This is a genomic window from Tundrisphaera lichenicola, assembly GCF_051175385.1.
Lineage (GTDB): Bacteria > Planctomycetota > Planctomycetia > Isosphaerales > Isosphaeraceae > Tundrisphaera > Tundrisphaera lichenicola.
This window is the reverse complement of the sequence record NZ_CP195106.1, coordinates 5,159,728-5,184,508: the sequence shown is the minus strand read 5'-3', so window position 1 is coordinate 5,184,508 and position 24,781 is coordinate 5,159,728. Positions and strand designations below refer to the sequence as shown.

At 55.9% G+C, this 24,781-nt stretch carries 20 protein-coding genes; 12 read left to right on the top strand and 8 right to left on the bottom strand.

Annotated elements, in window-relative coordinates; genetic code table 11:
* Positions 1–12: 12 nt before the first annotated feature.
* From P12x_RS20265 to hisG, 4 genes are all read left to right on the top strand, one after another.
* The gene (locus P12x_RS20265) at positions 13–1,452 is read left to right on the top strand and encodes a matrixin family metalloprotease (RefSeq protein ID WP_435006503.1); all 1,440 of its coding nucleotides are present in this window, start codon (positions 13–15) and stop codon (positions 1,450–1,452) included.
* A gap of 1,701 nt (positions 1,453–3,153) precedes the next feature.
* Positions 3,154–4,524: a histidine--tRNA ligase gene (gene hisS, locus P12x_RS20260; protein ID WP_435006501.1), complete on the top strand. Its 1,371-nt coding sequence runs from the start codon at positions 3,154–3,156 to the stop codon at positions 4,522–4,524.
* The gene (locus P12x_RS20255; RefSeq protein ID WP_435006500.1) at positions 4,521–6,059 is read left to right on the top strand and encodes an ATP phosphoribosyltransferase regulatory subunit; all 1,539 of its coding nucleotides are present in this window, start codon (positions 4,521–4,523) and stop codon (positions 6,057–6,059) included. The genes hisS and P12x_RS20255 overlap by 4 nt, the downstream gene beginning before the upstream one ends.
* Complete coding sequence (gene hisG / locus P12x_RS20250) at positions 6,056–7,114, top strand: ATP phosphoribosyltransferase (protein ID WP_435006499.1); 1,059 nt, start codon at positions 6,056–6,058, stop codon at positions 7,112–7,114. The genes P12x_RS20255 and hisG overlap by 4 nt, the downstream gene beginning before the upstream one ends.
* A gap of 181 nt (positions 7,115–7,295) precedes the next feature.
* On the opposite strand, the gene P12x_RS20245 is transcribed toward hisG, so the two are convergent.
* Positions 7,296–8,369, bottom strand: a complete 1,074-nt coding sequence (locus P12x_RS20245) for a hypothetical protein (protein ID WP_435006497.1) — start codon at positions 8,367–8,369, stop codon at positions 7,296–7,298.
* A gap of 250 nt (positions 8,370–8,619) precedes the next feature.
* On the opposite strand from P12x_RS20245, the gene solA reads away from it, so the two are divergent.
* Complete coding sequence (gene solA / locus P12x_RS20240) at positions 8,620–9,759, top strand: N-methyl-L-tryptophan oxidase (RefSeq protein ID WP_435006496.1); 1,140 nt, start codon at positions 8,620–8,622, stop codon at positions 9,757–9,759.
* Here solA and dnaB read toward each other — a convergent pair whose 3' ends face one another.
* The 7 genes from dnaB to P12x_RS20205 all read right to left on the bottom strand — a co-directional run bounded on the left by dnaB (position 9,760) and on the right by P12x_RS20205 (position 16,197).
* Complete coding sequence (gene dnaB, locus P12x_RS20235; protein ID WP_435006495.1) at positions 9,760–11,211, bottom strand: replicative DNA helicase; 1,452 nt, start codon at positions 11,209–11,211, stop codon at positions 9,760–9,762.
* Positions 11,212–11,433: 222 nt separating this feature from the next.
* On the bottom strand, positions 11,434–12,078 hold the full coding sequence (gene rplI, locus P12x_RS20230) for a 50S ribosomal protein L9 (RefSeq protein WP_435006493.1): 645 nt from the start codon (positions 12,076–12,078) through the stop codon (positions 11,434–11,436).
* An 84-nt stretch (positions 12,079–12,162) separates the two neighbouring features.
* Entirely contained in the window at positions 12,163–12,678 is a 516-nt protein-coding gene (locus tag P12x_RS20225; protein WP_435011701.1) for a single-stranded DNA-binding protein, read from the bottom strand.
* A 229-nt stretch (positions 12,679–12,907) separates the two neighbouring features.
* The gene (gene rpsF, locus P12x_RS20220; protein ID WP_435006492.1) at positions 12,908–13,312 is read right to left on the bottom strand and encodes a 30S ribosomal protein S6; all 405 of its coding nucleotides are present in this window, start codon (positions 13,310–13,312) and stop codon (positions 12,908–12,910) included.
* Between the two features lie 130 nt (positions 13,313–13,442).
* Complete coding sequence (gene pth / locus P12x_RS20215; protein WP_435006490.1) at positions 13,443–14,012, bottom strand: aminoacyl-tRNA hydrolase; 570 nt, start codon at positions 14,010–14,012, stop codon at positions 13,443–13,445.
* Positions 14,013–14,047: 35 nt separating this feature from the next.
* Entirely contained in the window at positions 14,048–14,692 is a 645-nt protein-coding gene (locus P12x_RS20210) for a 50S ribosomal protein L25 (protein WP_435006489.1), read from the bottom strand.
* Between the two features lie 197 nt (positions 14,693–14,889).
* Positions 14,890–16,197 (bottom strand): lactate racemase domain-containing protein, encoded by a 1,308-nt coding sequence (locus tag P12x_RS20205; RefSeq protein WP_435006488.1) that lies wholly within the window; start codon positions 16,195–16,197, stop codon positions 14,890–14,892.
* Between the two features lie 674 nt (positions 16,198–16,871).
* Here P12x_RS20205 and P12x_RS20200 point away from each other — a divergent pair.
* From P12x_RS20200 to P12x_RS20170, 7 genes are all read left to right on the top strand, one after another.
* Positions 16,872–17,216: a hypothetical protein gene (locus tag P12x_RS20200; RefSeq protein WP_435006487.1), complete on the top strand. Its 345-nt coding sequence runs from the start codon at positions 16,872–16,874 to the stop codon at positions 17,214–17,216.
* Positions 17,217–17,386: 170 nt separating this feature from the next.
* Positions 17,387–17,536: a hypothetical protein gene (locus tag P12x_RS20195; protein WP_435006486.1), complete on the top strand. Its 150-nt coding sequence runs from the start codon at positions 17,387–17,389 to the stop codon at positions 17,534–17,536.
* A 130-nt stretch (positions 17,537–17,666) separates the two neighbouring features.
* Positions 17,667–17,816: a transposase gene (locus tag P12x_RS20190; protein WP_435006485.1), complete on the top strand. Its 150-nt coding sequence runs from the start codon at positions 17,667–17,669 to the stop codon at positions 17,814–17,816.
* Between the two features lie 1,420 nt (positions 17,817–19,236).
* Positions 19,237–21,234 (top strand): Nramp family divalent metal transporter, encoded by a 1,998-nt coding sequence (locus P12x_RS20185; RefSeq protein ID WP_435006484.1) that lies wholly within the window; start codon positions 19,237–19,239, stop codon positions 21,232–21,234.
* Between the two features lie 135 nt (positions 21,235–21,369).
* Complete coding sequence (locus P12x_RS20180) at positions 21,370–21,900, top strand: GNAT family N-acetyltransferase (RefSeq protein ID WP_435006483.1); 531 nt, start codon at positions 21,370–21,372, stop codon at positions 21,898–21,900.
* A 249-nt stretch (positions 21,901–22,149) separates the two neighbouring features.
* Positions 22,150–23,328: a M16 family metallopeptidase gene (locus P12x_RS20175; protein ID WP_435011700.1), complete on the top strand. Its 1,179-nt coding sequence runs from the start codon at positions 22,150–22,152 to the stop codon at positions 23,326–23,328.
* 118 nt (positions 23,329–23,446) lie between these two features.
* Positions 23,447–24,685, top strand: a complete 1,239-nt coding sequence (locus tag P12x_RS20170) for a M16 family metallopeptidase (protein ID WP_435006482.1) — start codon at positions 23,447–23,449, stop codon at positions 24,683–24,685.
* Positions 24,686–24,781 lie beyond the last annotated feature (96 nt).

The following is a 24,781-nucleotide window of genomic DNA, read 5'->3' as shown; positions in this document are numbered from 1 at the left end:
GGGAAATCTCTCATGAGTGTCCGCTCCATTCGTCCGTCTTCGTCGAAGTCGTGCCGAAATCGTGCCGTAAGGCCGTCCTTGGAGGGACTCGAGGGGCGACTTCTGCTTTATTCCACCACGGGAAATCACTTCGAATTTGGCAGCCGAATTACCTGGAGCATCGTTCCCGATGGGACGAATCTCGGGGGAGTCAATAGTAACCTGATTTCGACCTTCAATAACAAATTTGGTGCCGGTAACTGGCAACGATCGATCCAGGAGGCGTTCGCGATCTGGCAGAGCGCGGCCAACATCAATTTCGTCCAAGTATCGGATGATGGATCGGCCACGAATTCCGGGAACTACCAGCAAGGTAGCCCGGTGATCGGCGATATCAGGATTGGTGGTTTTGCGCAATCGTCCGGGATCCTCGGTTTCACACTGCTGCCTCCCGTCGCCAATGGTGGATCTGACTCCGGAGATATCTTCCTGAATAGTTCACAGATCTGGAACATCGGGAGCAATTACGACCTCGAATCCGTCATGCTCCACGAGATCGGACATTCGCTGGGATTGGGGCACTCCACGGATACCAATGCAATTATGGAACCCTACTACGATGGGGTCCAGCAATACCTCGGGTCGGATGACATCAATGGCATTCAGTCAATATGGAATTCTCGTCAGCAGGATGGATTGACCCAGGGGAACCAGAATTTCTGGTGGAATAAAGCGGCGAATTTGAACCCATTCATCAACAATCTCAACCAAATTATTCTCGGCCCGTTGAGCGTGACGAGTCCGTCAACATCCTACTGGATGAAGGTTACGACCCCGGCCAATGCCAATAGCACTTTCAGCGTCGTTGTTCAATCCAGCAATCTGAGCATGCTCAGTCCCAAAGTTCAGATTTATAACTCCAATCTTCAGGGCCTCTCTCAGGTTGCAGCGCCAACGACTTCCTACGGCGCGGTCATCGGCACGGCGATCTTCAATGCCACCCCGAACACTCTGTATTACATAAGGGTAAGCGCCTCCAATGCTGGGCCCAACGGTACCGGCGCTTACGGATTGCTGGTCAATATGGGAAATTATAATCCGCCGCTTCTCTCCCCCCCAAATACCCAGGTTCTGGCCCAGTCGGATCAGGGAGGAGGTGCTTCGTACATCGAAAGCAATAATGGAGACGAAACCGGCCAAGAGAATCACGACGGACCCACTAACTATATCGGCAAGTCCAAATTTGCTGCAAACGCAAAAGAGGGCTGGATCCAGTTCGGTGATTCTTGGCGTCAGGGCGATTACTACTCGATCAGTCCGAAGTCCTCAAATCAGAAGAACAACAAATCGGTCGAGTCAATCTTGATCCCGATCGATCCCCAGATGGGCGATCTACTTAAGAGCAACAAATCCGAGAAGAAGGAGATGGCGTCTGTATTGATCGGTTTAGCACATCCTGACGGAATGCTTTGACCGACCGGAAACCTTCTCGCTTCGCGATTTGCAACTTCTCCCCGGGATCCACCTAGCCTTAAGACATTTACTGTCAAACGGTTTCGAAGACGAATCCTACTCGGCCCTTCCCTGGCCGATCGGTAACACTTCATATCGAGGCCGAGGCTGGTTGGATCTTCCTCCGCAAGCCCGACTGACATGAAGATACTTCGGATCAGAGCCTTCCTCATGGATTTCGGGGAACCGATCGCGGGAAATCGGTGCGTCAAGTCACCGTGGCTTGCCTGGAGCGTCGCGATTACAGTTCCGATCCCCGGTAACATTTGATCCACAAGCGGTATCATCCCGTCACTCGGGCCGTGGTAGATTTTGAGATACCAGGCGATCGCCCTTCGAACGAATCGGAGACGCTTCGGCTCGATGGTCGAGCAGACATAAAAGGTTCGCGATCCAACCATGCCAATCGAGCCGGCGTGTTCGATCAACATTCGGTCCCAGAACTCATGGGATTTCTCGGAGGTCAGATCCATCAAAACATCCAGATTGGATCGTCGAGCGAAAAATCGGACTATTCGACCGGAAAAATGGCCCACTATTCGATGGATCCATGGCATACGGCGATCCATCCGAGTACCATGTCCGATCGCATAATCGGCTGCAGCTGTCCCTCCGAAAGGACCCTGAATCAGGAATAATGCCTCGACATGATCCTGGACGAAGGATCCGTTCCCCAGAGCGAATCTTAATGCATCGCACGCACCACGACTGTGAGCGATCACCACTATCTTTTCACGCCCCTCATCGCTAATTGTCATGAACCTGTCACGAACCAATTCGGCATTTTGTTCAATAGTCCGCAGTGAGCTCGGGTTAACCAAGTGGATCTGTTTCTTAGGAACTCCGAGTGCTAAAAGCTCGGCTCGATTCTGGGAGAAATAGCCAGGCATCCGCTCGTTCCGAAATCCTCCCACGAATACATATCGGTAGTTGATCGCCCTCAGGATGGCGGCCGGGGGGATTTCCAACCTTCCTTTCCTGGCGGTCTCGAACCACTCCGGAAATTTCCTCGAAAGCTCGACCGCTCGATCGCGCGGTTCGCCTACAAAAACCGAGCCCACGACTATCAGCAGTTTGAGGAACATTTCTAGCTCCAGTGGAACTCAACATTCTAGAATTTAGAAATCTTAATGCTTCTAATTGTGGGGAAGCATAGAAGGGATGAATCCCTCATTCCTCCCAGCTTCAACAAATGCCCCCATTATTCCTGCGGAGTATGGCGATCTGCAGTAATCCTACCAGAAATGCTTCCATGCGATACTAATGAGTTTAGTTCACACATTATTATATGAAAATCTCATGAGGCATGGTCCTGTTGATTCTGTCCCGCTACGCATAATTAATAATTGACATGAATTCCGGTCGATTGGCATACGAAAAGAACTTGCCGCTCGATTCATGAGTGCATGTGGTCGATGGCGGCTCCTTCTTGGAAATGTTTGCAAATCAATTGTAACGGTGAGAATTCGTGAAACCAGAGAGCTCTGGCGTTCATCCAATTCTCGCCGGATTCGATCTCGATCGGGGAATTGATCCTGAAGAGACTGGGCTCTGCTTGCTATTATGGAGTGCTCGCGACCAGATCGAAGGAATCTTGGTCGCTAGAATTCTAACTCTCTGAGCGACGAGAAGCCGCCGGATTCCCCGAAGGACGTCCCAGACATGATCGACCCCCGCGTGGCCAGTGGGCTCCGTGACCTGCTCCCTTCGGCGATGATTCCGCGCGAAAAAATTTTGGCGAATTTTCGAAAGACCTTCGCCGATTTTGGATTCGTTCCAATTGAGACCCCTCACATCGAGCGGATGGAAGTCCTTACTGGTAAAGGCGCAGGGTCTGATGAGGTACTTCGACAAATATACGAGGTGACCAATAAGGGAGGCGATCGGGGCGAACTCGCACTGAGGTTCGACCTGACCGTACCCTTGGCACGCTTTGTCGCCCGGCATATCTCCGAACTTGGCAAGCCATTCAAACGATACGCGATCGGCTCGGTCTTTCGCGGCGAACGCCCCGCCAAAGGTCGATTTCGAGAATTTGTTCAATGCGACTTCGATACCGTCGGCACCGAAAGCCCGCTGGCCGATGCCGAGATCGCCCAGGTTATCCACTCGGCACTCTCGGCGATCGGAATTCCGGATTTTACGATTACCCTGAACAATCGTAAAATCCTGGATGCGATGCTTGGCAACCTGTCACTTGACGGTCATTCGGGGCCAATCCTCAGGGCTCTCGATAAGGTCGCCAAGATCGGTCGAGACGGAGTCCTGGACGAGCTCACAACGCTGGCCACCGATCAAGTCCCCGGAGCAGGACTGTCTCACGAGCAAGCGGAAGAGGTCCTGAACTTCGTAGAATCGGGCCGTGGCGGGGTCGAAGTCCTTGATCGTGTGGCAGAATCCCTGGGTTCCATTCCATCGGCGGCGTCGGGGATTGCTAATCTCAGGATCATCTTCGAGCTACTCGAAGCTTGCGGCGTTCCGAAAAATCGACTCAGGCTTGACCTCGGTCTCGCTCGTGGCCTGGATTACTATACTGGCGTGGTTTTCGAAACGACCATCAATGGATGGGAGAAATTCGGTAGCGTTGCATCGGGCGGTAGATACGACAACCTGACTAAACTGTTCGCGGACCAGTCCTTGCCGGGTGTTGGTGCCTCGATCGGTCTCGATCGACTTCTGGCCTTGCTCGAAGAAGCTGGATTTTTGAAAGGATCAGCCACAACAGTCCCGGTTCTGGTCCCCTATTTTCCCGGGGCCGACCCCAAGAATGCGTTCGCGATCGCCGCTAGGCTCCGCTCAGCCGGTATAGGTGCCGAGGTTTACCCCGACGCAATCCAATCGGGTAAGCAACTCCAGTATGGTTCGATCCGTGGGCACCGCCTCGCCGTGATTATTGGGCCATCCGAACAGGTTTCGGAAACGTTCAATCTTCGAAACCTCAGAACTCGCGAAGAGGTCAAGGCCATCCCCTGGATCGAACTGGAGTCGGAAGTAGCTCGAGCATTGCTCGACGGACCGGGGGAAGATCGATGAAAGATAGGATCGAGCGGCCTGGTTACGGTGAAAGTCGAGTTCCTCGAGTGAGAGGGACCGCTGACTGTTTGCCCGAATATTATGCACAACTGGATGCTCTCGAGACGCTGGCGCTCGAATGGTTTTCCCGCGCAGGTTATGACCGGCTTCGGACTCCCGTCCTCGAGAGCATCGAGCTTCACGAGCGGAAGAGCGGTGCGGGGATCGTATCGAAGCTGTTCGAGCTATCGGGAACGTCTTCGGGTCGGATCTGTCTTCGACCAGAGATGACGGCCGGGATCATCCGAGCATATGCCGACACTCAACCGCCTCCTGCACTTCCCTGGCGAGTCAGCCATGCAGGCACCGCTTTCCGGCACGAGGCATCCTCGAGATGGGATCGGCTTCGCGAGTTTCGACAGATTGGCGTCGAGCGGATAGGCGACGGAGGGCCGATCGCCGATGCAGAAGTGATCTCCCTCGCATTCCGGACCCTCTCCGATGCTGGTATCCAGTCCGCAATGGTTCGAATCGGGGATGTCGGTCTCATTCTGGAGATGTTGTCTCGCTCCGGACTTCCCTCCACGGCCCAATCGGCGCTCGTGGAGATGCTCAGCGAGGCGGCTTCCGAGGGAGATGACCTGGATGCGATCGAACGAGGTCTGGACCATTATTCCGAGTGGCTCCGTCAGGCCTCAAGCACCGATGATATTCCTCTTCCGATCGATTCCGCCGACGATGGTGGGATCGATCGCCTTTTTCGGACCCTCGTCCCTGTAGTCAATGGCCGGAGGCCCGGCCATGAAATCATTCGACGCCTTCGTCGAAAGTGGGATCTCGGCCATGAATGGCTCGAGACCTTGGATCGAGTCCGGGATCAGGTCCGTACACTAACCAGCCTGAAGGGACCAACGGATGAGGTGCTCAATCGGCTGACTCAGGATTATGGCCAACTCGCTCCGGTGACCATAGCCTCTCTTCAAGGCTTGGTTCATCGTCTCGTTGATTACGGCGTACCGTCCGATCAGCTCGAACTGGACCTTGGGTTTGGCCGCGGTATTGGCTTCTATTCTCAGATGGTTTTTGCCATTATCGCCCCGACCCCCAATGGTCCGGTCGAGGTCTGCGGAGGAGGGCGGTACGATGGATTGGCTCGGGTCCTCGGGAGTAACCTCGACGATCGAGGGGTCGGCTTTGCTTTCGGACTGGAACGTCTGAGCGAAGTCCTGAATTCGCAAGGCCGAAAGCCCTCAATCGATGAGGTCGAGTCGGTCTTATTGATCGCCAGTACGATCGAGTCATTCTCGGTCGCAGCGAGGCTCGCGAACCGTCTCCGGGAGTACGGAGTTCGTACGATCCTCGAATTGAACGACTCGGAACGCAGGATTGCCGAACGAGCGGCCGAGATTCGCTCCCGAAGAGTGATCGAAGTCGATAGCGGTCGGGAAGCAGGTCTCCATGCACTCCACGAACTCAGCGAAGGCAATACCAGTCGGATGACCTCCGACGAACTGGTCCGCTTTCTCGTCAGGCCAGCCGGGAATTTGAAGTCATGACTCAGGGCGAATCTCAAACCCGACCGTCCGTCGATCCAATCCGGATTGCCTTGCCTTCCAAGGGGCATCTCTATGATGGGGTCGTCGAGATTCTGAAGACCGCAGGTTACAAGATCCGACGAGCAAGTGACCGTCAATATGAGGCGATCATCGCCGGTCATCCGCGTTTCCACGTCGTTTTCATGAGACCGACCGATATCGTCACTCAGGTCGAGGAAGGCCGTTGCCACCTAGGCGTGACCGGCATGGATCTATTCGCCGAGCGTGCCTTCGAGGCTGAGTCGGCTCGGGTCGTCGTCGATGATCTGGGCTATGGAGGCTGTCGGCTCGTGGTTGCCGTCCCTGAGAGTTGGATCGACGTGACCCATGTCATTGATCTTGTCGACCTGACTGCCGAGTTCAAGAATGCGGGACGTGCTTTTCGAGTTTCGACCAAATATCCGGCGCTGACCCGCTCCCACTTTCGAAAGTGGGGGATCTATCACTATCAATTGATCGACTCTGACGGAGCACTGGAGCTTCACCCTACACTTGGGATCGCCGATGTGATCGTTGATCTCACAAGCTCAGGAATAACTCTCAAGGATAACCGACTTCGAGAGATTTCGGGTGGAACCGTACTCGATTCGGCTTCCTGCTTGATCGGACACGGACCGAGCCTTTTGAGCCTCATAGAGGAAGGACAAGCCGGGCCACTGGCCCTTCTACTGGATGCTATGGATGGGGTGAGGGCATCGGAGGGAATGCTTCATCTGGAAGTCGTAGGGAATCCGGGTGCACACGGGTTTGAGACTGCATCCGCGGTTGCGACCTATCTGTTCGATCAGGGCGCGCAGCACATTGCCCGGGGTGAAGTATGGGGATCGGACAATCTGCCGGGTTGGCGAGTAACTGCGCTCATCGCAACCCGCAAATTGACCGCATGCCAGCGGACACTTTTCGGTCTCGGCGCGAGTCGGGTTGTTGGCTTGCCAGCTCGGTTCGTCTTCGATCGCGACGCGACCACAACGTTCGATGCTCTGCGAACAAGCTTGAATGAGCAACCGTTCTCCTGAAAATCATGCAGATTCTGCGTGCGCCGTATCGAAATCTATCATGCCGGTTTTGATAGAACAGCGTAATTTCGTCGGAAATATCGAGTTGTCAATCGATTTGGATTGATGTGAATTGCTTCTCCGAGGGTGAGCATCAAGGCCTCAATCCGAAGGTGATCGCCCGGAATGGCTCATCAAGTCATCAGGTAGCAGATTTTTCTAAGTGTTTATAAAATCGGCCCGCAAGGACCAAGGTCATCTGTTCGCAAATGACCAAGAATATGAAGATTAAAGCATCAATTGTCAGCAGGAGTCCTTCTTTCTCGCCGAGGGCCGGGAGCAGGAGACCCAGGAATAAGTGCGACGACACCGTGAACAAGAAGGCGATCACCACGTATCCCAGAAGCGAGTCGGTCAATTTCAGTATGCGAAACGGCCGATCGGCAGGATCGATGATCAAGGAAAATTTTCCGATCGCCACCCGGACCCTCAGATAGCTAAACATCCCCATCAGGCAGGTCACGAGCATCAAGCCGACGTAGGCAGTCGGCCCATATCGGAGGATCAGATCTGGGGCAAGATCAAGCCCAGAGGTCTTGATCTGACCCAATCCTGAGAGCGTTTCGAAGACTGAAAACACGATCAATCCCACGAAGGCAACTTCCGCATTGAGCCCATGATTTGCATCTTCCAGGCTCCCGGATTGATGTGCCTCCCATTCACGTTCCTCGAAATCAGCACATGCTTCCTCTGCAATTTTTCGGAGCGCGAATCGAGACGCCTGGTGGTGAAATCGGAAATAGAGCCCGAGCCAGAGAACCATGATCGATCCACCCGCGACCAGAGCTAGCAATACAGAATATTGGAGCGCCAGGATCAGGATGGTGGTCGAGAATCCTGCAAGGATGTCCATCAGGACAAATTGTAAGAAAGAGACCCCGAAATAATTATGCCTGGCTGCATTTGGGATGCTCATAGGTCGAGCGAAGGTACGGTTCTCGGATAGTCGAGCGATCAAGATACCGTTGAGAACCATACCGGCATGGAGTCGAGCCATCCTCAGCCCAAGGATCAGGCAGGGGACCATCAGGAGTAGCGCATAGAATGCGAAGAGGTGACGCTTGATCGCTCCCAGTGAGTCGGGGAGCCCTCCCTGAAGTGTATTTTGGAGGAAGATTCCCAAGCCAGCGAAGATCGAACCGAGAAGAGTCTGGATCTCAAGCCGGCGACGGATCAAGCTTCGAAATTCGCGGGCAACCGTGGGAAATTCGATCATCTCTTCTTCCTTCGGTTTAATCATAAAATGATTGAGATGTCTGCAAATTAAACTTCATCCCGTCGTAACTACACCCAGGAACGGGCCTTGTTCGATGATCTAGATCTTAGGGCATGGGATTAAGCAATTCTCCAAGAATCGAATAATTTTACGCAAGACCCTATCGCTCCAGTTGATCTAACATCAAAAATGCCAGTGTTATTGTCCGACAACGACCTGCTTTTGAACCCATCCTGAGGCCAATCGAGAGATGTCTACTCGACATGTGCCGGCTGTCATCCTGGGTGCCGGGGCCATGGGAGCAGCGACCGCCTATCATATGGCCCGACGAGATCAGCCGTTTATCCTGGTGGAGCAGTTCACCCTTGGTCACGATCGAGGAAGCTCGCATGGAGCAGCTCGCATAACCCGGCATTCCTATGCCGACCCGGCTTATGCTCGACTCATGATCGATGCTTTCCAGGCCTGGCGCGAACTCGAGGCCGATTCAGGCCGCTCGCTCTACATCCGGACCGGCGGTGTTTCGATCAGCCCTCGGGGCACAGACTATGTAGCAAATGTGGCCAGAAGTCTGGAAGCAATCAAGGTGCCTTTTCGTAGGATGACCGGGACCGACTTGAATCGGATCCTACCGACTTTTGGTGTCGAGGCTGATTCTGACGTTGTATTCGAACCTGACGCCGGAATTCTTGCCGCGAGGGAAGCAATCCGGGCCGAGATAGACACGGCTCGGCGCCTGGGCGGAGATCGAACACAAATTATCGAGCAAGCCCCGATCCTTCATCTCGATCTGGAAGGGAAGCATCCTGCCTTGATACTTGCCGAAGAAACTCTGAGCACGGATCATTTGATTATCACGGCCGGAGCCTGGACTGGTCGTTTGATCCCGAAATTGGCATCGAAGCTTCGCCCGACAAGGCAGCAGGTCCTCTACTTTCGTCCGAGTAACCCATCTCCCTTCGCAATCGGACGTTTCCCGGTGTTCATCTACAAAGGAGAGGCTGATGATGATGCGTACTATGGGATGCCTGAATCCCTAGGAATGGGCGTCAAGGTGGCTCGCCACGATGGCCCTGAGGTCGATCCAGATCAGGTCGGAAGAATCGTGGAGGAGGATTATCGAACAGTAATTCGGCAATTCCTTCGCCGAACCATCCCGGTCCTGGCCGACTCAGCGAGCGATCACGAAGAGGTTTGTCTTTACACAATGTCGAGAGACGAGGAATTTCGAGTCGGCCTGCTGCCGGGTCGAACTGATGTGATCGTTGCGAGTCCATGTAGTGGACACGGCTTCAAATTCTCTTGCCTGATTGGTCGTGTTCTCGCAGACCTGGTTATTGACGGCCACTCTCGAATGGCCCTCGATAGTTGGCGCCTCGACAGATCCTGATCAAAATGCTCCACCAAGGGGGTCTGCCACCTGGGCGAGATTCTCGAAGCGAGTCAGATTCTTCAAGAAGGCGAATTTAACCGTGCCGGTGGCACCCGAACGGTTCTTGGCAATGATCAACTCGGCGATGCCCGGCTGATCGTTGGCATCGTAATATTCGGGGCGATGAAGCAGAAGGACGAGGTCGGCGTCCTGCTCGATTGCTCCCGATTCACGAAGGTCGGCCATTCTTGGACGACGATCCTCGCGGTTTTCCACTGCGCGGTTGAGCTGGGACAGGGCGATTACAGGGATCTTCAGTTCTCGAGCCAGTTGCTTGAGTCTCCGACTGATCTTGGCGATTTGCTCCTGCCGACTATCGCGAGACTCCTCCGAATCGACGAGCTGGATGTAGTCGATCACGATTAGACCGATGTCTTGGCGAAGTTTCAGCCGTCGGGCATTGGCCGTGACCTGAAGCATGTTTCGCGCGGGGGTATCATCGATGAAGAGAGGCGCAGCACGCAACTCGGCGTACCCTCGTCCCAAGGCGACTAAATCCTGCTGACCAAGGTTTTTCCCGGTGCGGAGTTTATGTCCATCAACTCTCGATCGCGACGAGAGCAATCGTTCAACCAGTTCGAGTTCGCCCATTTCCAGACTGACGAAGAGGACGGCTTTCTTGAGATCGCAAATGACGTGTTCGCAAATATTGAGGGCGAGTGCAGTCTTCCCCATGCTCGGTCGAGCCGCCAGGATAATCAACTGCGCTCCCTGAAATCCGCCGGTGATCTCGTCGAGATCGTAATATCCGGTCCCGACCCCGGTGACCACATGTTGGTCCTCGGCTCGCGCCGTGATCCGATCCATTGCGGTGACGATTACATCCTTCAACTCGACGGTCTCACCAGCTGCTTGATCCTCGGCGATCGCGAAGATTCGCCGTTCCGCGGCCTGAAGTAGTTCGTCGGCCGAAAAATTGTTGGAATAGCCGTCACGCAAGATCTCGTTGGCACCCTCGATCAACTCACGACTGATCGATTTTTGCCGGACGATCTGGGCGTAATATTTTGCATTGGCGGCATGCGGAGGGGCTTCGAGAATCTTCCGAATCGTATCGTCACCACCGATTTTCTCGAATTCCCCACGCTTGGTCAGTTCCTCGACAAGCGTGATGGCATCGATAGCCTTACCCAGGTCATAAAGATCCCGGATGGCTCGGTAGATCGTTTGGTGGCTATCTCGATAAAAATCTTCGACTTTGACCAGTGGTACGACGTCGTGGAGCGTCTCATTGTCCAGTAGAACGCTACCCAGGACGCAAAGTTCCGCTTCGAGATTTTGCGGCGGAAGCCTATCAGACGTGGCTGGGCTCAGGTCCACAATCTTTCGGGGACGGTTATAAGCGTTCCCGCTGCTGTGGCCGGTTCCGTTACCATTGCCATTAGAGTGGCCGTTTGCGTAGTCGTGCATGGTCCGGCGAGACTCCGTCCGAAATAAGGCAGATCGCCCCTTACTGAGACGATGACGCCCGTCGATCGAACTTCCGGCCGGCCGGACTGGTTGGAAGGCTCGACGAGCCATTCTCAAGGGATAAGTCACGGGCCGGCCTTACCTGTACAATGGTATCGGCCGGCCCACGAGTTGACCATGAAAAAATCGAAAGAGAGAGTCCAAGCTGTGCCTGTCTATTGCTCAGGCGACCGGCTCATCGACATGCGTGGGGACGACCCAAAGCTTCACTTCGGTCTCGACCTCTTGACCAAGACCAAGGCGGATGGTGTAAAGCCCCAGTTCCTTGAGCGGTCCCTCGATTTTGACGTGTTCAGTCTCGATCGGGAAGTTATCTGCCTTGAGAGCTTCAGCGATTTGGTCGGCCGTGACCGATCCGTAAAGGTGGCCTTCGGGATTCGCGTTCGCTTCGATGGTGATCGATCGCTGGGCGATTTGGGCTGCGAGTTGGACGAGATCGGCGCGACGAGCTTCCTCGAGCTGCCTGAGCCGATCTCGATGCTTCTCGACGATCCGAAGGTTGTGCGGAGTCGCGAAGGTTGCCAGCCCCTGCGGCAGTAGATAATTTCGGGCAAACCCGGGTCGGACCTTCACGAGGTCCCCAGGCTGGCCGAAGTGCGGGACCGCATGTGTGAGCAAGATCTGCATGTACCCGTCCTTGGAGCGCATCGGATGATTCCGACGACGTTCCACGCCGGGTTGACGGACCGTCGGAGCGACGATCACGGAGGTTTTGGTAGTCGAGGCGGCTTTCTTGGTACCGGCCTTCGCCTTGGCCTTCGCCTTGGGCTTGGCCTTACCCGGTTTCTTGTCGGTCATCTTGGCCATGATGCAGCACTCACTCCTGAGGACGGTCGTCGCTAGGTGTCTGGCCCCGCCGGCCCGAATTAGCCGGCTCCCGGGGCGTTTGTATCAGAACGGAATATCGTCATCATCGGCATCGACAGGCGGCGAGGGAGGACGACGAGGCGAAGTGCTCGGGGCTGTCGAGTTATTGAAGCCGGCTCGAGAGGGGCCATTTCCCATCGATCGAGGATCGGGGGAGGAACGACGAGGTGCCGAGTCGCGAGGAGCAGGAGCGGAATAATCGTCCTCTCCCCCTGGGACTCCTCCCGAGTCTTCGCGACGATCGAGGAACTGAACCCGATCCGCCTGAACCTTGACCTTAGATCTCTTCTCGCCGGAGTTCTTATCTTCCCAGGTGTCCATCTTGAGGAAACCCTCGACGTGAACAGCCCGCCCCTTTTTCAGATACTGACAGCAGGTTTCGGCCTGACGATCCCAGACCGTCACGTCGATGAACACGACTTCCTCGCGTTTTTCGCCGTCCTTGCCCATGAACGAACGATTCAGAGCAAGGCCAAGATCGGTTACAGCTGTCCCGTTGGCGAGGCGACGCAACTCAGGATCACGCGTCAGATTTCCCATAAGGAAGACTTTATTCAACTGGGCCATCGCCTCAACCTCCCCAAAACGATGAAGGGACCGCCGATCCCCGACCAACCGGATGAGCGTAGACGCTTGTTCCCTAAGGGAAGGCTACCACATCCCTGAGTAGGCAACAAGCGTTCTCTCGGAACCTCAACGCTCGACTGGAATTGGGTATCGACCGAGCTCAAGGTTGGCGATGACCTGAATAATCGAGTTTTCCGGCAGGTCAATCCTCTCTGCGTCGTCGACGAGGACGATCGTCCTCTTCCTCGCGAGGAGCTTCCTCACCTTCACCGGGCGTCGAAGTCATCGCTCGGTCGACCAAATGGTCGACAAGCTTGGGATGGACCTTCAAGACGAGCTCTCGGAGGATGAGTTCGCTCAGATGACAATCAGCGACAATCTCCTCGACATTCGACCCCTCGGTCTTGAAGTACGTGAGGAGGTAAGTGCCCTTCTTGTGACCGTCGACCGAGTAAGCCAGCCGACGCTCGTCCCACTGGCGGCTCGCCACGATCTCGGAGTTGTGTTTGGTCAGGATGTCATGAACTTGACGAACCGAGTCGTCCCAACTGAGGGCGACCTTGGAGCTATCGAGCAGGAACATCCCCTCGTACGTATTTACTGGCAAGGCTCTCTCCTCTTGGACGTAAGCTGTCAGCGGTCAGCCGGAAAAGGAAGAAGGTAAGCGATCATGTTTTCGGGGCGACGAGACCACGTCCCCAGTGGTAAGCAAACAGCATGGGGCTGAAAACTAGCCGCTATTGGACTGGTCCATTGAATCGATTCATTGCAGCGTCGACTCCCTGGGTGACCCAGACGGCCACAGCCTGGGTGGCGACGATCAAAGAATCCTCGACAACCGATCGTTCGGCAGGACGAAAACGGCTCAATACGAAGTCGGATGCATCGATCGGTCCTCGGTCGCCGATCCCGACTCGGAGTCGGGCAAAATCCTCGGAACCGAGCTGTGCAGAGATATCTCGGAGCCCTTTCTGTCCGCCGTCGGAACCGCCTTTACGAATCCGGAGCTTGCCTAATGGCAAATTCAAATCGTCGCAGATAACGAGAAGATCCACGGCTTCCAGCTTATAAAAGCGAAGGGCAGGAATAACACTCCGGCCGCTGAGGTTCATGAAGGTTTCAGGTTTCAGGAGCAGGATTCGCTGGAAGCCGATCTCGACCTCCGCGAGCTGTCCCTCGAACTTCCTTGAAAACTTCACGCCTTGACCGCCAATGGAGAGGCGATCGATCACCTCGAACCCGATGTTATGCCGTGTTCCTTCGTATTTACTCCCAGGATTTCCGAGACCGACCACCAATTTGAACATGCCCTAGACCACCCTCGAAATCGCCAACACGAAGGTCAGTCTTCCTTTTCCTTGCGTTCGGGCTTGATCACTTCGGGCTGGGTTCCTTCTCCGACCTCGGTCGATGTCGTTTCCGCAACCTTGGTCGTGACGTGAACAACCAGCGACTCGGGATCAGCCTTGACAGTCACGCCTTCCGGGAGCTTCAACTCTTTGACGTGAATCGCCTTGCCGACGTGCAATTCTGAGATGTCAAGCTTGATGTTGTCCGGGATCGCATCGGCTCGACAGGTCACTTCGATGGAATGGATCAGCTGTTCCAGGACGCCACCCTCTTGAGTTCCCGGAGCCGTTCCACGAAGGTCGATCCGAACTTCGGTCTCGATCGACTCACCGGCGGAGACACGGGCGAAGTCGAGATGGATGATCTCCTTGCCCAGGTAATCCCACTGGATTTCGCGGACCATGACCGTTTCCGGCCCGGCACCATCCATCTCGAGTTCTGCAAGGTGTGTCTGTTTTTTGATCATCTCCCAGACCGACTCTCGGCTCATCGAGATGGGAGTTGGGGCCTGCTTATGGCCGTAGATGATCGCGGGAATCCGGCCTTGCTTCCGGAGCCGTCGGGCGAACTTCGTGCCCGTGCCTTTGTTCTTCGCGGGGTCGCGCAATTCGACCCGAATCTTGACCGCGTCCGCCATGTCTCGCCTTGTCCCATCCAGGACCCGGTACTGGCGCTCCGCCCGAAGGCGCCCCGCCGACCGGGCCGGAAGCTCGGATTGAACCGACTTTCGGCCAATCTTCCGAAGAAATCACGGCTCGACGAGCCGCGCATCCGGCGATTATCTCGCGACGATCATCTTCCTGCAAGGGCAATGTTCAGGATCCTTCGACCAGGTCAATGGACGGAATAGGCTCCAAGTACACGTCGCCCCCGGACACTTTCGGGAAACATGGATTCCTGATCCAGGGTTCCTGTTGAGGAAAATGGCATCGGGAGATAATCCGTCTCACGCTCCAAATGTGGGTTTGACACGATCTCCGAATCGAGGGCCGGGGAGACCCACAGCGTTGTCAGTTCAAGGGTGTTTGGGATGACGACCACGCGAGCTTCGAGCGGATCGATTCGCCAGCAGGTATCGAGCGAGGCGGCCATTACATCGCGATCAGTTGGCATCGTTATGGGTATTCTAGCCCGTTCGAGGCAGCAAGACGTCAGGACGTTGATCCGAAATGGCTCGGGATCGAGCTTTGAGACGAGCCGTTCGGTCGTCAAATCGGCAAATCCGACTCCAACGATATTTCCGTGGGTCTCATCGGATGCATCGAGCACGGCCAGCCGGGTCACGACAGGACGTGGGTGGTCATTCATCGTCTCAACCATGAGACGCCCAATGACATTCGGGTCCATTCCCGACCCCGAATAATTTTTCCCCAGTTCACCGACCATCAAAACATCGATTTGGTCGAATGGAAGCCGCCCCATGAGGCCGCGGGCTTTCTGAAGGAGCTTCGGCTCGGAATCAAGAATCTCCTCGGGCTCTAGCGCGACGATCTCGGCGGGCATGTCATTGACGTTCTCCAGGATCGCCAGCCCGAGGGCAAATTTGGTGTTGGCCACCAGGAATTTCATGACCGACGGGAGGACCTGGAGCATTCCAGGGATGCCAAGTTTGTGGATCTGTGAGGCACCATCGCGCTTTCCTAGTCCGATGGCCAACATCTTCAACACACCCGACTCGTATGTTCCACTGAAGTCGGTGTGTGGTTTGACGCGATTGAGCAGGACAATTCCATCGGCCTGATAAGCATTTCGGTCGAAATAGATCGGAAGGCCGACCGTGTTGGTCCCGAGGATCTCGGTATCCATCTCGGTCCGGACTTCCACACCCATAGCCGACGAAGTAATCCCATAACCGGCGAGGAGTTCTCGCTGGCCTTCGGCCGTCGCCCCACCATGACTTCCCATGGCCGCGACGATAAAAGGTCGGAATCCAAGTTCCTTGAGGGTATCGACCGCCGACCGGGCGACGATCGGAATAGCGGTGATACCTCGACTTCCAACGCCGACGGCCACGGTTCCTCCGGCCGGGACACGCTCGCGAATCCGGCTTTCCAAGATGAGGCGTCGGACAGTACCAGCAATATCAGCGACCTGGGGTTGAGGAACTTGTTGCCGAACCCTGGCCAGTAATGGAAATGACATTCGACCTCGTCCCTTGATTAAATTCGGTACAACCCGATCGCGGCAATATCGCCGATATTACTCAAATTCTACCGAGACGACGCCGGGTCGCGGAGGGCCTGTCGGAAGGCACTTCCATTTTCCTCTAAACTTGACTTCCTTGACTCGACAAGAAACCGACCGGAGATTGCTCTTCGACACCGAGTAGTAAGTGGTGAAGGGCTCACAATTTATGACGGCGCAGATGGGGTCGGACCTTCCATTCCCGATCGAGAAACGCTCTCACCCCATTAAACCTTGAAGGCTCGCTCCGAGAGATGGTCCGTCCGGCTCTGTCACCTAATTTTTGGCACCGTGGGACCCAACGAGCGATCAACCCGGCTATGAAAATGGACCGTGTTGCTCGCTTTTTGGGGATCGAGCAAGACAAGGATGCCTTGTTCGTACTCAATGGCGATCGTCGATTTGCGATCAACACACTTGGTGGGCATTCCTGGGGTGCCGGCCTTTCGAGAGATGGACACAAGACGATTCTTAAAATCAGGCTGTTGTCCCCCCGAAAACGTAGTTAAACAATTTCCTAATCCCCAATCCCCTGGAGATGGAGACCAGGAGTTTCCGATGTGAGGCCGGTCCGTTATCCTGGAGAGGCTCAGGGAATTGGGGTATATGTCTCAACCAGGCGAGGGCCTCCGATGATCCGCATCGAGATGCAGAAATGGGGACAATCGCTCGACGACCTGCGACGCCTGGCCCTCCAGGCCGAACACCCCCGCACCCGCGAACGCTTCCTGGCCCTCTCCCTGATCGCCGACGGCACCCATAACGCCACCACCTGGGCCGATCAATTTGGCCGCCAGGACGAGACGGTGCTCCCGTGGTTGCATACCTACAATACCAAGGGGCCGGATGCCCTGACCTACCGCCGCACCGGCGGGCCGGCCCCCCTTTTGCGCCCGACCAGTCCCGACAACTCGTCGAGGTCGTCATCGCCACCGAGCCGGTCGACCACGGATTGCCCGGCCACGGCTGGACGCTGAAGAAGCTCCGGCAGTGGGTGCTGGCCACCTTCGGTCGGGACGTGGGACGCAACGCGATCCGCCGGATGTCGCTGGCCGCCAATCTGAGCTGGTAGAGGATCAAGAAGCTGCTCGGCAAGGCCAAGCCGGGCCGGCGTGCCGAGCACGTCGAGCGGCTCGCGACGCTCTTCGTGCAGGTTCACCGACGCGAGGTGACGCTGATCTACATCGACGAGTCGCACTTCCACCAGGATCTCGACGAGGGGTACACCTGGGTCCCCAAGGGGCAACGGTCGTGGCGGGTGAGCACGACGCCGGGGCTGTTCGAGAGGCTCAACTGATACGGGGCGTATGACTTCAGCCGCGGGCAATGCCTGATCTGGGAGGACGGCCCGTGCGACGCGATGGCGACATGCCACTACCTGGAGCGGGTTCTCCGATGGCGGGCGGGCCGGCCTGCTCGAGAAGGTCGTGATCATCTGGGACAACGCGCCGTGCCACATCGCCTGGATGGTGCAGGGCCATGCGGAGGAGTTGGGCATCGAGCTGATCCCCTTGCCCGGGTACAGCCCGGACCTCAACCGGATCGAGCGGCTCTGGGACTGGATGCGTGATGGGTGACGCGCGGGCACTGTCATGCCAGCCTGGCGGCGTTGCGGGCGGCCTGCCTGGCGTTTGTCGCCCGGATCAAAGCCGATGCGACGGCGATCGAGGATTAGAGGCACTTAACGCAAGGGGTCCGGTTTCGAACCAGGTTGACCGAAGTCAATGAGAAATCTACATTAAGGGCGGCCTGGCATCTCGTGTTTAGGAAGCAATTAGGGCCTTGGGTCATCTAGGCCCTGCACGTGCCCAAATAATCATCGATTATAAAATGAAGGAGGCTGTCCGCCCGGGCCAAATCCTGGCGCGTAAACACCAATCGATGGGCCAGATCGGGGACCTCCCGGCTTATAGGGGTAGGGGAAGGTGCTGTATCCGTAGGCCGATCCGTAAGTGTAACCAGGTGCTACGAATCCAGACCTCCAGAGCCCAACACCAAACTTACCTGGCAAGACGCCGGGTGGGGGATATCCGTATCCATACCCACCGCCGTATGACGATGAAAACAGGGAGTAAGTTCGCGGAATTCCGAAACTAGCCACTCCCCAACTCGTACCATAAACCTCCGGTAGGCCGATGCTTCCGTTCATTCGATGCGGAGTAGTCGGCCCACCAGGAACGTGCTGTGCATCGACGTTCTTCGTCGCGAGATTCATTGAAAGTACGAATACCAGAACCAAAAAAAGGCGACGCATGGCGTTCCCCCAGATCACATGAGATCAATGATCGACCGACCGCTTGATCTGGACAAATCTCCGGAAAATCAACCGGATCGTCCTTTAGTATAAACCCTCCAGAACGAGCTTGGCTCGAAACTTCGAGGATCGAGAAAGGAAACGCGAATTCCTACCATCGTGAGATTGAAGAATCCAAGGCCGTCTCAACGAAATGATCGGCCTCTGCTGAGGTAATTTGGGTAAACTCGTCGATATCGTGCGCCGTATTGATATCCCTGCGAAGGGCCACGCCCCACGGCCTCATACGAATTTGATGGATTTCGGTAGCCAAAAAATTGAGGGGCTGCGGAATAGCCTCGAAAGCCCGAGCTATAAGTCAACGCCCCTGGACCACCCAGGTAGGCTGAGGTTGAATAACGGTCATATCCGCTTGTATAGCTCGAAAATCCCAGTCCCGGATACGACCAGGACATATTGTTCGAGCCGTAACTGTATCCAGGAACTCCCACTCCGATACCCGATCCGAAACTGGGGATTCCGATCGAGATTTGAGCTTGCGATTCATTCCCGATGCCTGCCAATAGCCCCACCGTGAGAAGTAATCCGACAGTTCGCTCGCGCATGGTGCCTACTCCGATTAACTCATCGATCTCGGTTGGTCTTCTCCACAAATAGTACGATTTCGGCTGTCGTGCCAAGGTGTCCTTTTAGTTTTTTGGGTGTCCAAAATCGTAGTCTTGTGATGCCCTTGATCGTCTGTTATGCTCGACAAGTCCAAATGGGACGTCCCTAGCGAACTCAAACCAAAGATGGATAAAGGAATGATGGGAGAGCGACATACGACAACCTCCGGTATCGATGACGAACGCAAGTCTCTAAGCGAGGTTCATGGCTCGGTTGGAGTCGCTCACTCAAATCCCTTAAAACGACTTTTCGCATTCATGGGTCCGGCTTACCTGGTCAGCGTCGGATATATGGACCCAGGGAACTGGGCGACAGATCTGGAGGGTGGGGCACGATTTGGGTACGCCCTGATCTGGGTCTTGTTGATGTCGAACATAATGGCCGTGATCCTCCAAACACTCTCGGCTCGGTTGGGCGTCGTAACCGGTCATGATTTGGCCCAGGCGTGTCGTGCTGAATACTCTCGTCCGGTCAACTTCGCGCTATGGGTCTTGGCCGAGGTGGCGATCGCTGCTTGTGATCTAGCCGAAGTCGTCGGGACCGTCATTGCCTTGAATTTGCTGTTCGGAATCCCTTTGCTTTTAGGATGTCTGGTCACGGCACTCGATACTTTCCTGCTCCTCTACCTCCAGCGCTTCGGTATGAGGATGATGGAGGCGGCGATCCTGGGGCTTGTGGCGATGATCGGCGGTTGCTTCCTCATCCAGATCGTCATGGCTCGACCCGATGCATCGGCCATAATCCTCGGTTTGCGCCCGAGTCTTCCTGCCGGTTCATTGTTCGTGGCTATTGGCATCCTTGGTGCCACGGTTATGCCGCATAACCTGTACCTGCATTCCGCGCTTGTTCAATCACGTCGGATTGGAACCGATCGGGCGAGCAAGGCCCAGGCCTGCTGGTATAACCTGATCGACTCAGCCCTCGCTTTGAATGTCGCTTTCCTCGTGAATGCGGCAATCCTGGTCTTAAGTGCCGCCGTGTTCTACGGAAAGGTCGAGGTAGACAGCATCGAGAAGGCACATGAGCTTTTACCAATACTTGGACCGATAGCTCCCATCTTATTTGGATTTGCATTACTCTGCGCCGGGCAAAGCTCGACACTCACCGGCACCCTCGCCGGCCAGATCATTATGGAGGGGTATCTCGACCTCAAGATTGCCCCCTGGATGCGAAGGCTGATTACTCGTTCGCTCGCGCTCATTCCTGCCGTCCTGACCATCTGGCTTGCCGGCGAGAATTCGACCCTTCAATTGCTGGTCCTGAGCCAGGTCATCCTGAGCCTGCAGCTCTCATTCGCGGTCATACCGCTGATTCATTTCACCTCGAACCGGCGAAATATGGGCGAGTTTGCAACCCGATGGTGGGGGCAAATCTTGGCCTGGTCGTCCGCCGCTGTCATCGTTGGACTCAATGCGAAGCTGGTCTACGATAATATCGAGGAGTGGGTTGGCTTGGCCGCGGCATCTGGCAGATCTTTCGGACCAGTTCCGCTCTCCTGGGTCGTAGCTGGGTCACTCTACGGTGTTTCGGCCGCTGCATTGGGCCTACTGATTTGGGTCACGATCAAACCAATCGTGCGTCCCGGCCCCACCTGGAAGCCCGAGCCGCTCCTGGAACTCGATTGGTCCGATACACTTCGTCCGCGGACCATAACGCGCATCGGTGTCGCCCTAGAACGCGGTTCAGGAGATTCCGAGATCCTCAGTCGGGCACTCAGTCTCGCTATTCCGGGCAGGACGGGCCTGGTCTTGCTCCATGTCGTCGACTCGCCGATGACGAGAGTCTATGGAGAAGAGACGGCCGACCGGGAAACTGGAGCCGACCAACGATACCTAGCCGAGATCGTCGAAGTCCTTCGAGGCAAAGGATTTGATGTTCACTCAGTCCTTCTCCACGGTCCCGATCGCGCGGGCAAGTTGATCAAGCAACTTAAAGGAGAACCGGTCGATCTTCTAGTCGTAGGATCTCACGGTCACGGCATTTTTCGTGACCTCCTTTTCGGTGAGACCGTCGAGAAGGTACGCCACGGTCTGAGCATACCTATGCTCATCGCTCGACCTAAGGAAGAAGCTTGATCAAATCCCTAGACTTCTCCTAGACAAATCGGACCTTCTGGAGCGATCAAGTTCATTGACCACTCGATGAAAAATGGCCTAAGATACGTTTCATTCTGCAACAAGCACTGCTCGCGTTCGGACCGTTGAAGCGCGATGGCGATCACGTATTACAAGCGGTTCCGGATGGAGATCGACCTGGATGGCTCGATGCCCCCACCACGGCTCCCTGCGCCTTTCCGATGGGTGGGCTGGGACGAGTCGCTCGTCGATCAACATGCCGAGGTGAAATTTCTCAGCTTTCGCGACGAGATCGACTCCCAAGTTTTCCCCTGCCTCGGGGAACGACACGGGTGCCAGAGACTGATGCGCGAGATTCGTCGTAAACCTGGATTTCTTGCGGTCTCGACGTGGTTGATCGCCTGTCGGGAAGGATACTGCGGGACCGTTCAGGGTGTCATGGATCGAGGGCCGATCGGGGCGATCCAGAATCTCGGAGTTGTACCCTACTATCGAGGGATGGGGCTGGGACACGCATTGGTTCGACAAGCCTTGGAGGGATTCTACCAGGCCGGACTTCGCCGTGCGTATCTGGAGGTCACCGCTGAAAACGCCTCGGCCGTTCGACTCTACCGATCAATCGGCTTTCGAAGGTCGAAGACCCTCTACAAGGCTGTCGATGGGTGAGCGAAGTCGATCGGGCATCGACCCCGGGCCGAACTTGGACGATACTTGTCAGATCGTCCCCATTCTATCGAGATTCTTACCAGTTCTCTGGTCTAAACTTCTACCTCAGAAATAGACGATCGGGCTTATCGATTCAAGTCGATCGATCTCTTCGACTTCCGATTCTTCGAGCGATGAGGACTTCCCGTGCCCGCTTCAAACGTCTCGCATCACGAGTTTCCTAACGGCCTGGTCCTCGTAGCCGAGTCGATGCCTAGCGTCCAATCGGCGGCTTTCACCCTCTTGGTCCCTGCCGGAGCGGCTTATGAACCGGAGGGGCAGGGGGGGACCGCCTCAATGCTGGCGGATTGGATCACCCGGGGGGCGGGCGAACTGGGAAGTCGCGAGTTGTTAACTGCTCTGGATAATCTCGGTGTGAGCCACGGTGAGGGGGCGCAGACGCTTCATTCCAGTGTCTCTGCCGCAACCCTCGGCAGGAACTTGATCGGTGCCCTTGAAATATTCGCTGACGTCATCCGCCGGCCCCATTTCGATGAGGAAGAGATCGAGCCAATTCGTGCTCTAGCCCTCCAGAGCCTCCAAGGGCTGGAAGATGATCCTTCCTCGAAGGTCATCTACGAACTGAGAAAACGTCATTTCCCCGATCCCTGGGGTCGCCCGTCTCCCGGCACTCCAGAAGGCGTGAATGCCGTCACCGCCGAGAATCTTCGTCGGTTTCACCGCGATCATTATCGCCCCAATGGTGCCATCTTAACCGTAGCCGGAGCAATCGACTGGCCTGCTCTCAAGGAGGCCGTCTCTCGACTTTTTGGAGATTGGGAACCGAGGCCGGAACCGAAGGTTGTACTTCGGCCTTCCGGACCAAGGCACGACCACATCGCCAAGGAGACTCAGCAAACTCAGATCGCTCTGGCCTATCCGACCGTGACTGTGGATAGCCCTGATTATTATCAGGCTCGCGCCATGATCGGAATCCTGGGAGGCTATTCCTCCGCACGCCTCTTCACCGAAGTTCGCGAGAAGCGAGGGCTTTGTTACACGGTTTACTCCACGTATGAGGGTCAGAAGGACCGGGCGGCTGTCCTCTGTTACGCGGGAACTTCCACCGATCGTGCACAGGAGACCCTCGACGTGACGCTGCAAGAAATCGATCGATTGAGCGGCAGGGGTATCGAGGCTGAAGAGTTGGATACGATGCGAGCCGGGCTCAAAAGCTCGCTGATCATGCAGCAGGAATCGAGCATGAGTCGCGCCGGCTCACTCGCCTCGGACTGGTTTTACCTGGGACGAGTCCGATCCCTCGACGAGATCTCCAATTCGCTCGACTCACTTACGCCGGCATCGGTGGACGACTTTGCCAGCCAGCAAAAAACCGAAGGAATGACCATTTTGACGCTCGGGCCGGCACCATTGAAATTGTCGGAGTGAATTTCAAGCCTCTCGACGGACTTTCCAGTACAAGGATCCGCCATCGATCGATCGGACCAGCTGTAGTCGTTCTTATTCCCCGCCATTTCTTCAAGAGTCAATCCAGGAGCAATATCCCTTGCGCTTTCATCAGACTGTCCTTGAGAACGGCCTCCAAGTCATTGCCGAACTGAACGACCAGGCTCGTTCGGTTGCCTCGGGATTTTTCGTGAAGGCGGGAAGTCGGGACGAGTCACCCGAATTGGCTGGAGTCTCACATTTCCTGGAGCATATGATCTTCAAGGGGACACCAAACCGAGATGCCCTGTCCGTCAATCGCGACTTCGACCGCGTTGGTGCCAAGCACAACGCCCAGACTTCCGAGGAAGACACCTTCTATCACGTAACCTGCCTGCCGGAATATCTTCCCAGGGCATTCGATGTCCTCTCCGATATCCTCCGCCCGAGCCTCCGCGAGGAAGATTTCGAGACTGAGAAGAAGGTCATCATCGAAGAAATCCGGATGTACATGGACAGTCCGATGTCCGTTGCTTACGACGCGGCCAAGGCCGCGCACTTCGGGGCGCACCCCCTCGGTCAGAGTATTCTCGGTACGGTCGACTCGATCACCGCCCTGTCAGTCGACCAGATGCGGGATTACTTCGCAGCGAAGTATAGTCCGGAGAATATCGTTCTGGCTTTCGCCGGCAAGGGTGATTGGGACAACATCATCGGACTGGCTAAGGAGCACTGCCTCGGTTGGGAGGGGAAGCCGACCGGGAGGCAAGTGACCCCTCCCCGAGGAACTGGGGCATTCGAAGCCTTACTGAGGGCCGAGGATAATCAGCAAACTGTCATCGGAGTCGCAGACGCTCCAGCCCTGGAGGACGACGATCGATTTGCGGCTCAGCTTCTGGCGACCGTCCTGGGGGACCATACCGGATCTCGCCTCTACTGGGAACTTGTGGATCCCGGTCACGCCGACGGTGCCGAAATCTCCTACCAGGACTACAACCGGGCGGGAGCCTATTACACCTTCCTGAGTTGTGAACCCGAGGAGACCCAGGCCAATTTGGGACGGATCGTCGAGGTTTATGGGCGGATGATGTCAAGTGGCCCGACTTCGGAAGAACTGACCCAGGCTCAGAACAAGGTCTTGGCCCGAACGGTACTCCGTTCGGAACGACCGATGGGTCGCCTGGCCTCGCTCGGCTTCCACTGGACGTATCGCCGAGAGTACATGCCTGTTGAGCGGGAACTCGACCTTTTTGGAAGTGTCACACCCGAAGATATCAGCCGGGTCCTCTCCCGCTGGCCATTGCTTCCAATGACCGTCGTATCGGTCGGCCCAACCACCGAAATAAAGCCGCCAGTCTAAACGAACATGGCAATTCATTCGGCGGACAATACCGCCGGAGTCTCGATATCCTCTGTCCTATTTTGCCGGCTCACGCTCCCGTGCCTGGTGATTACC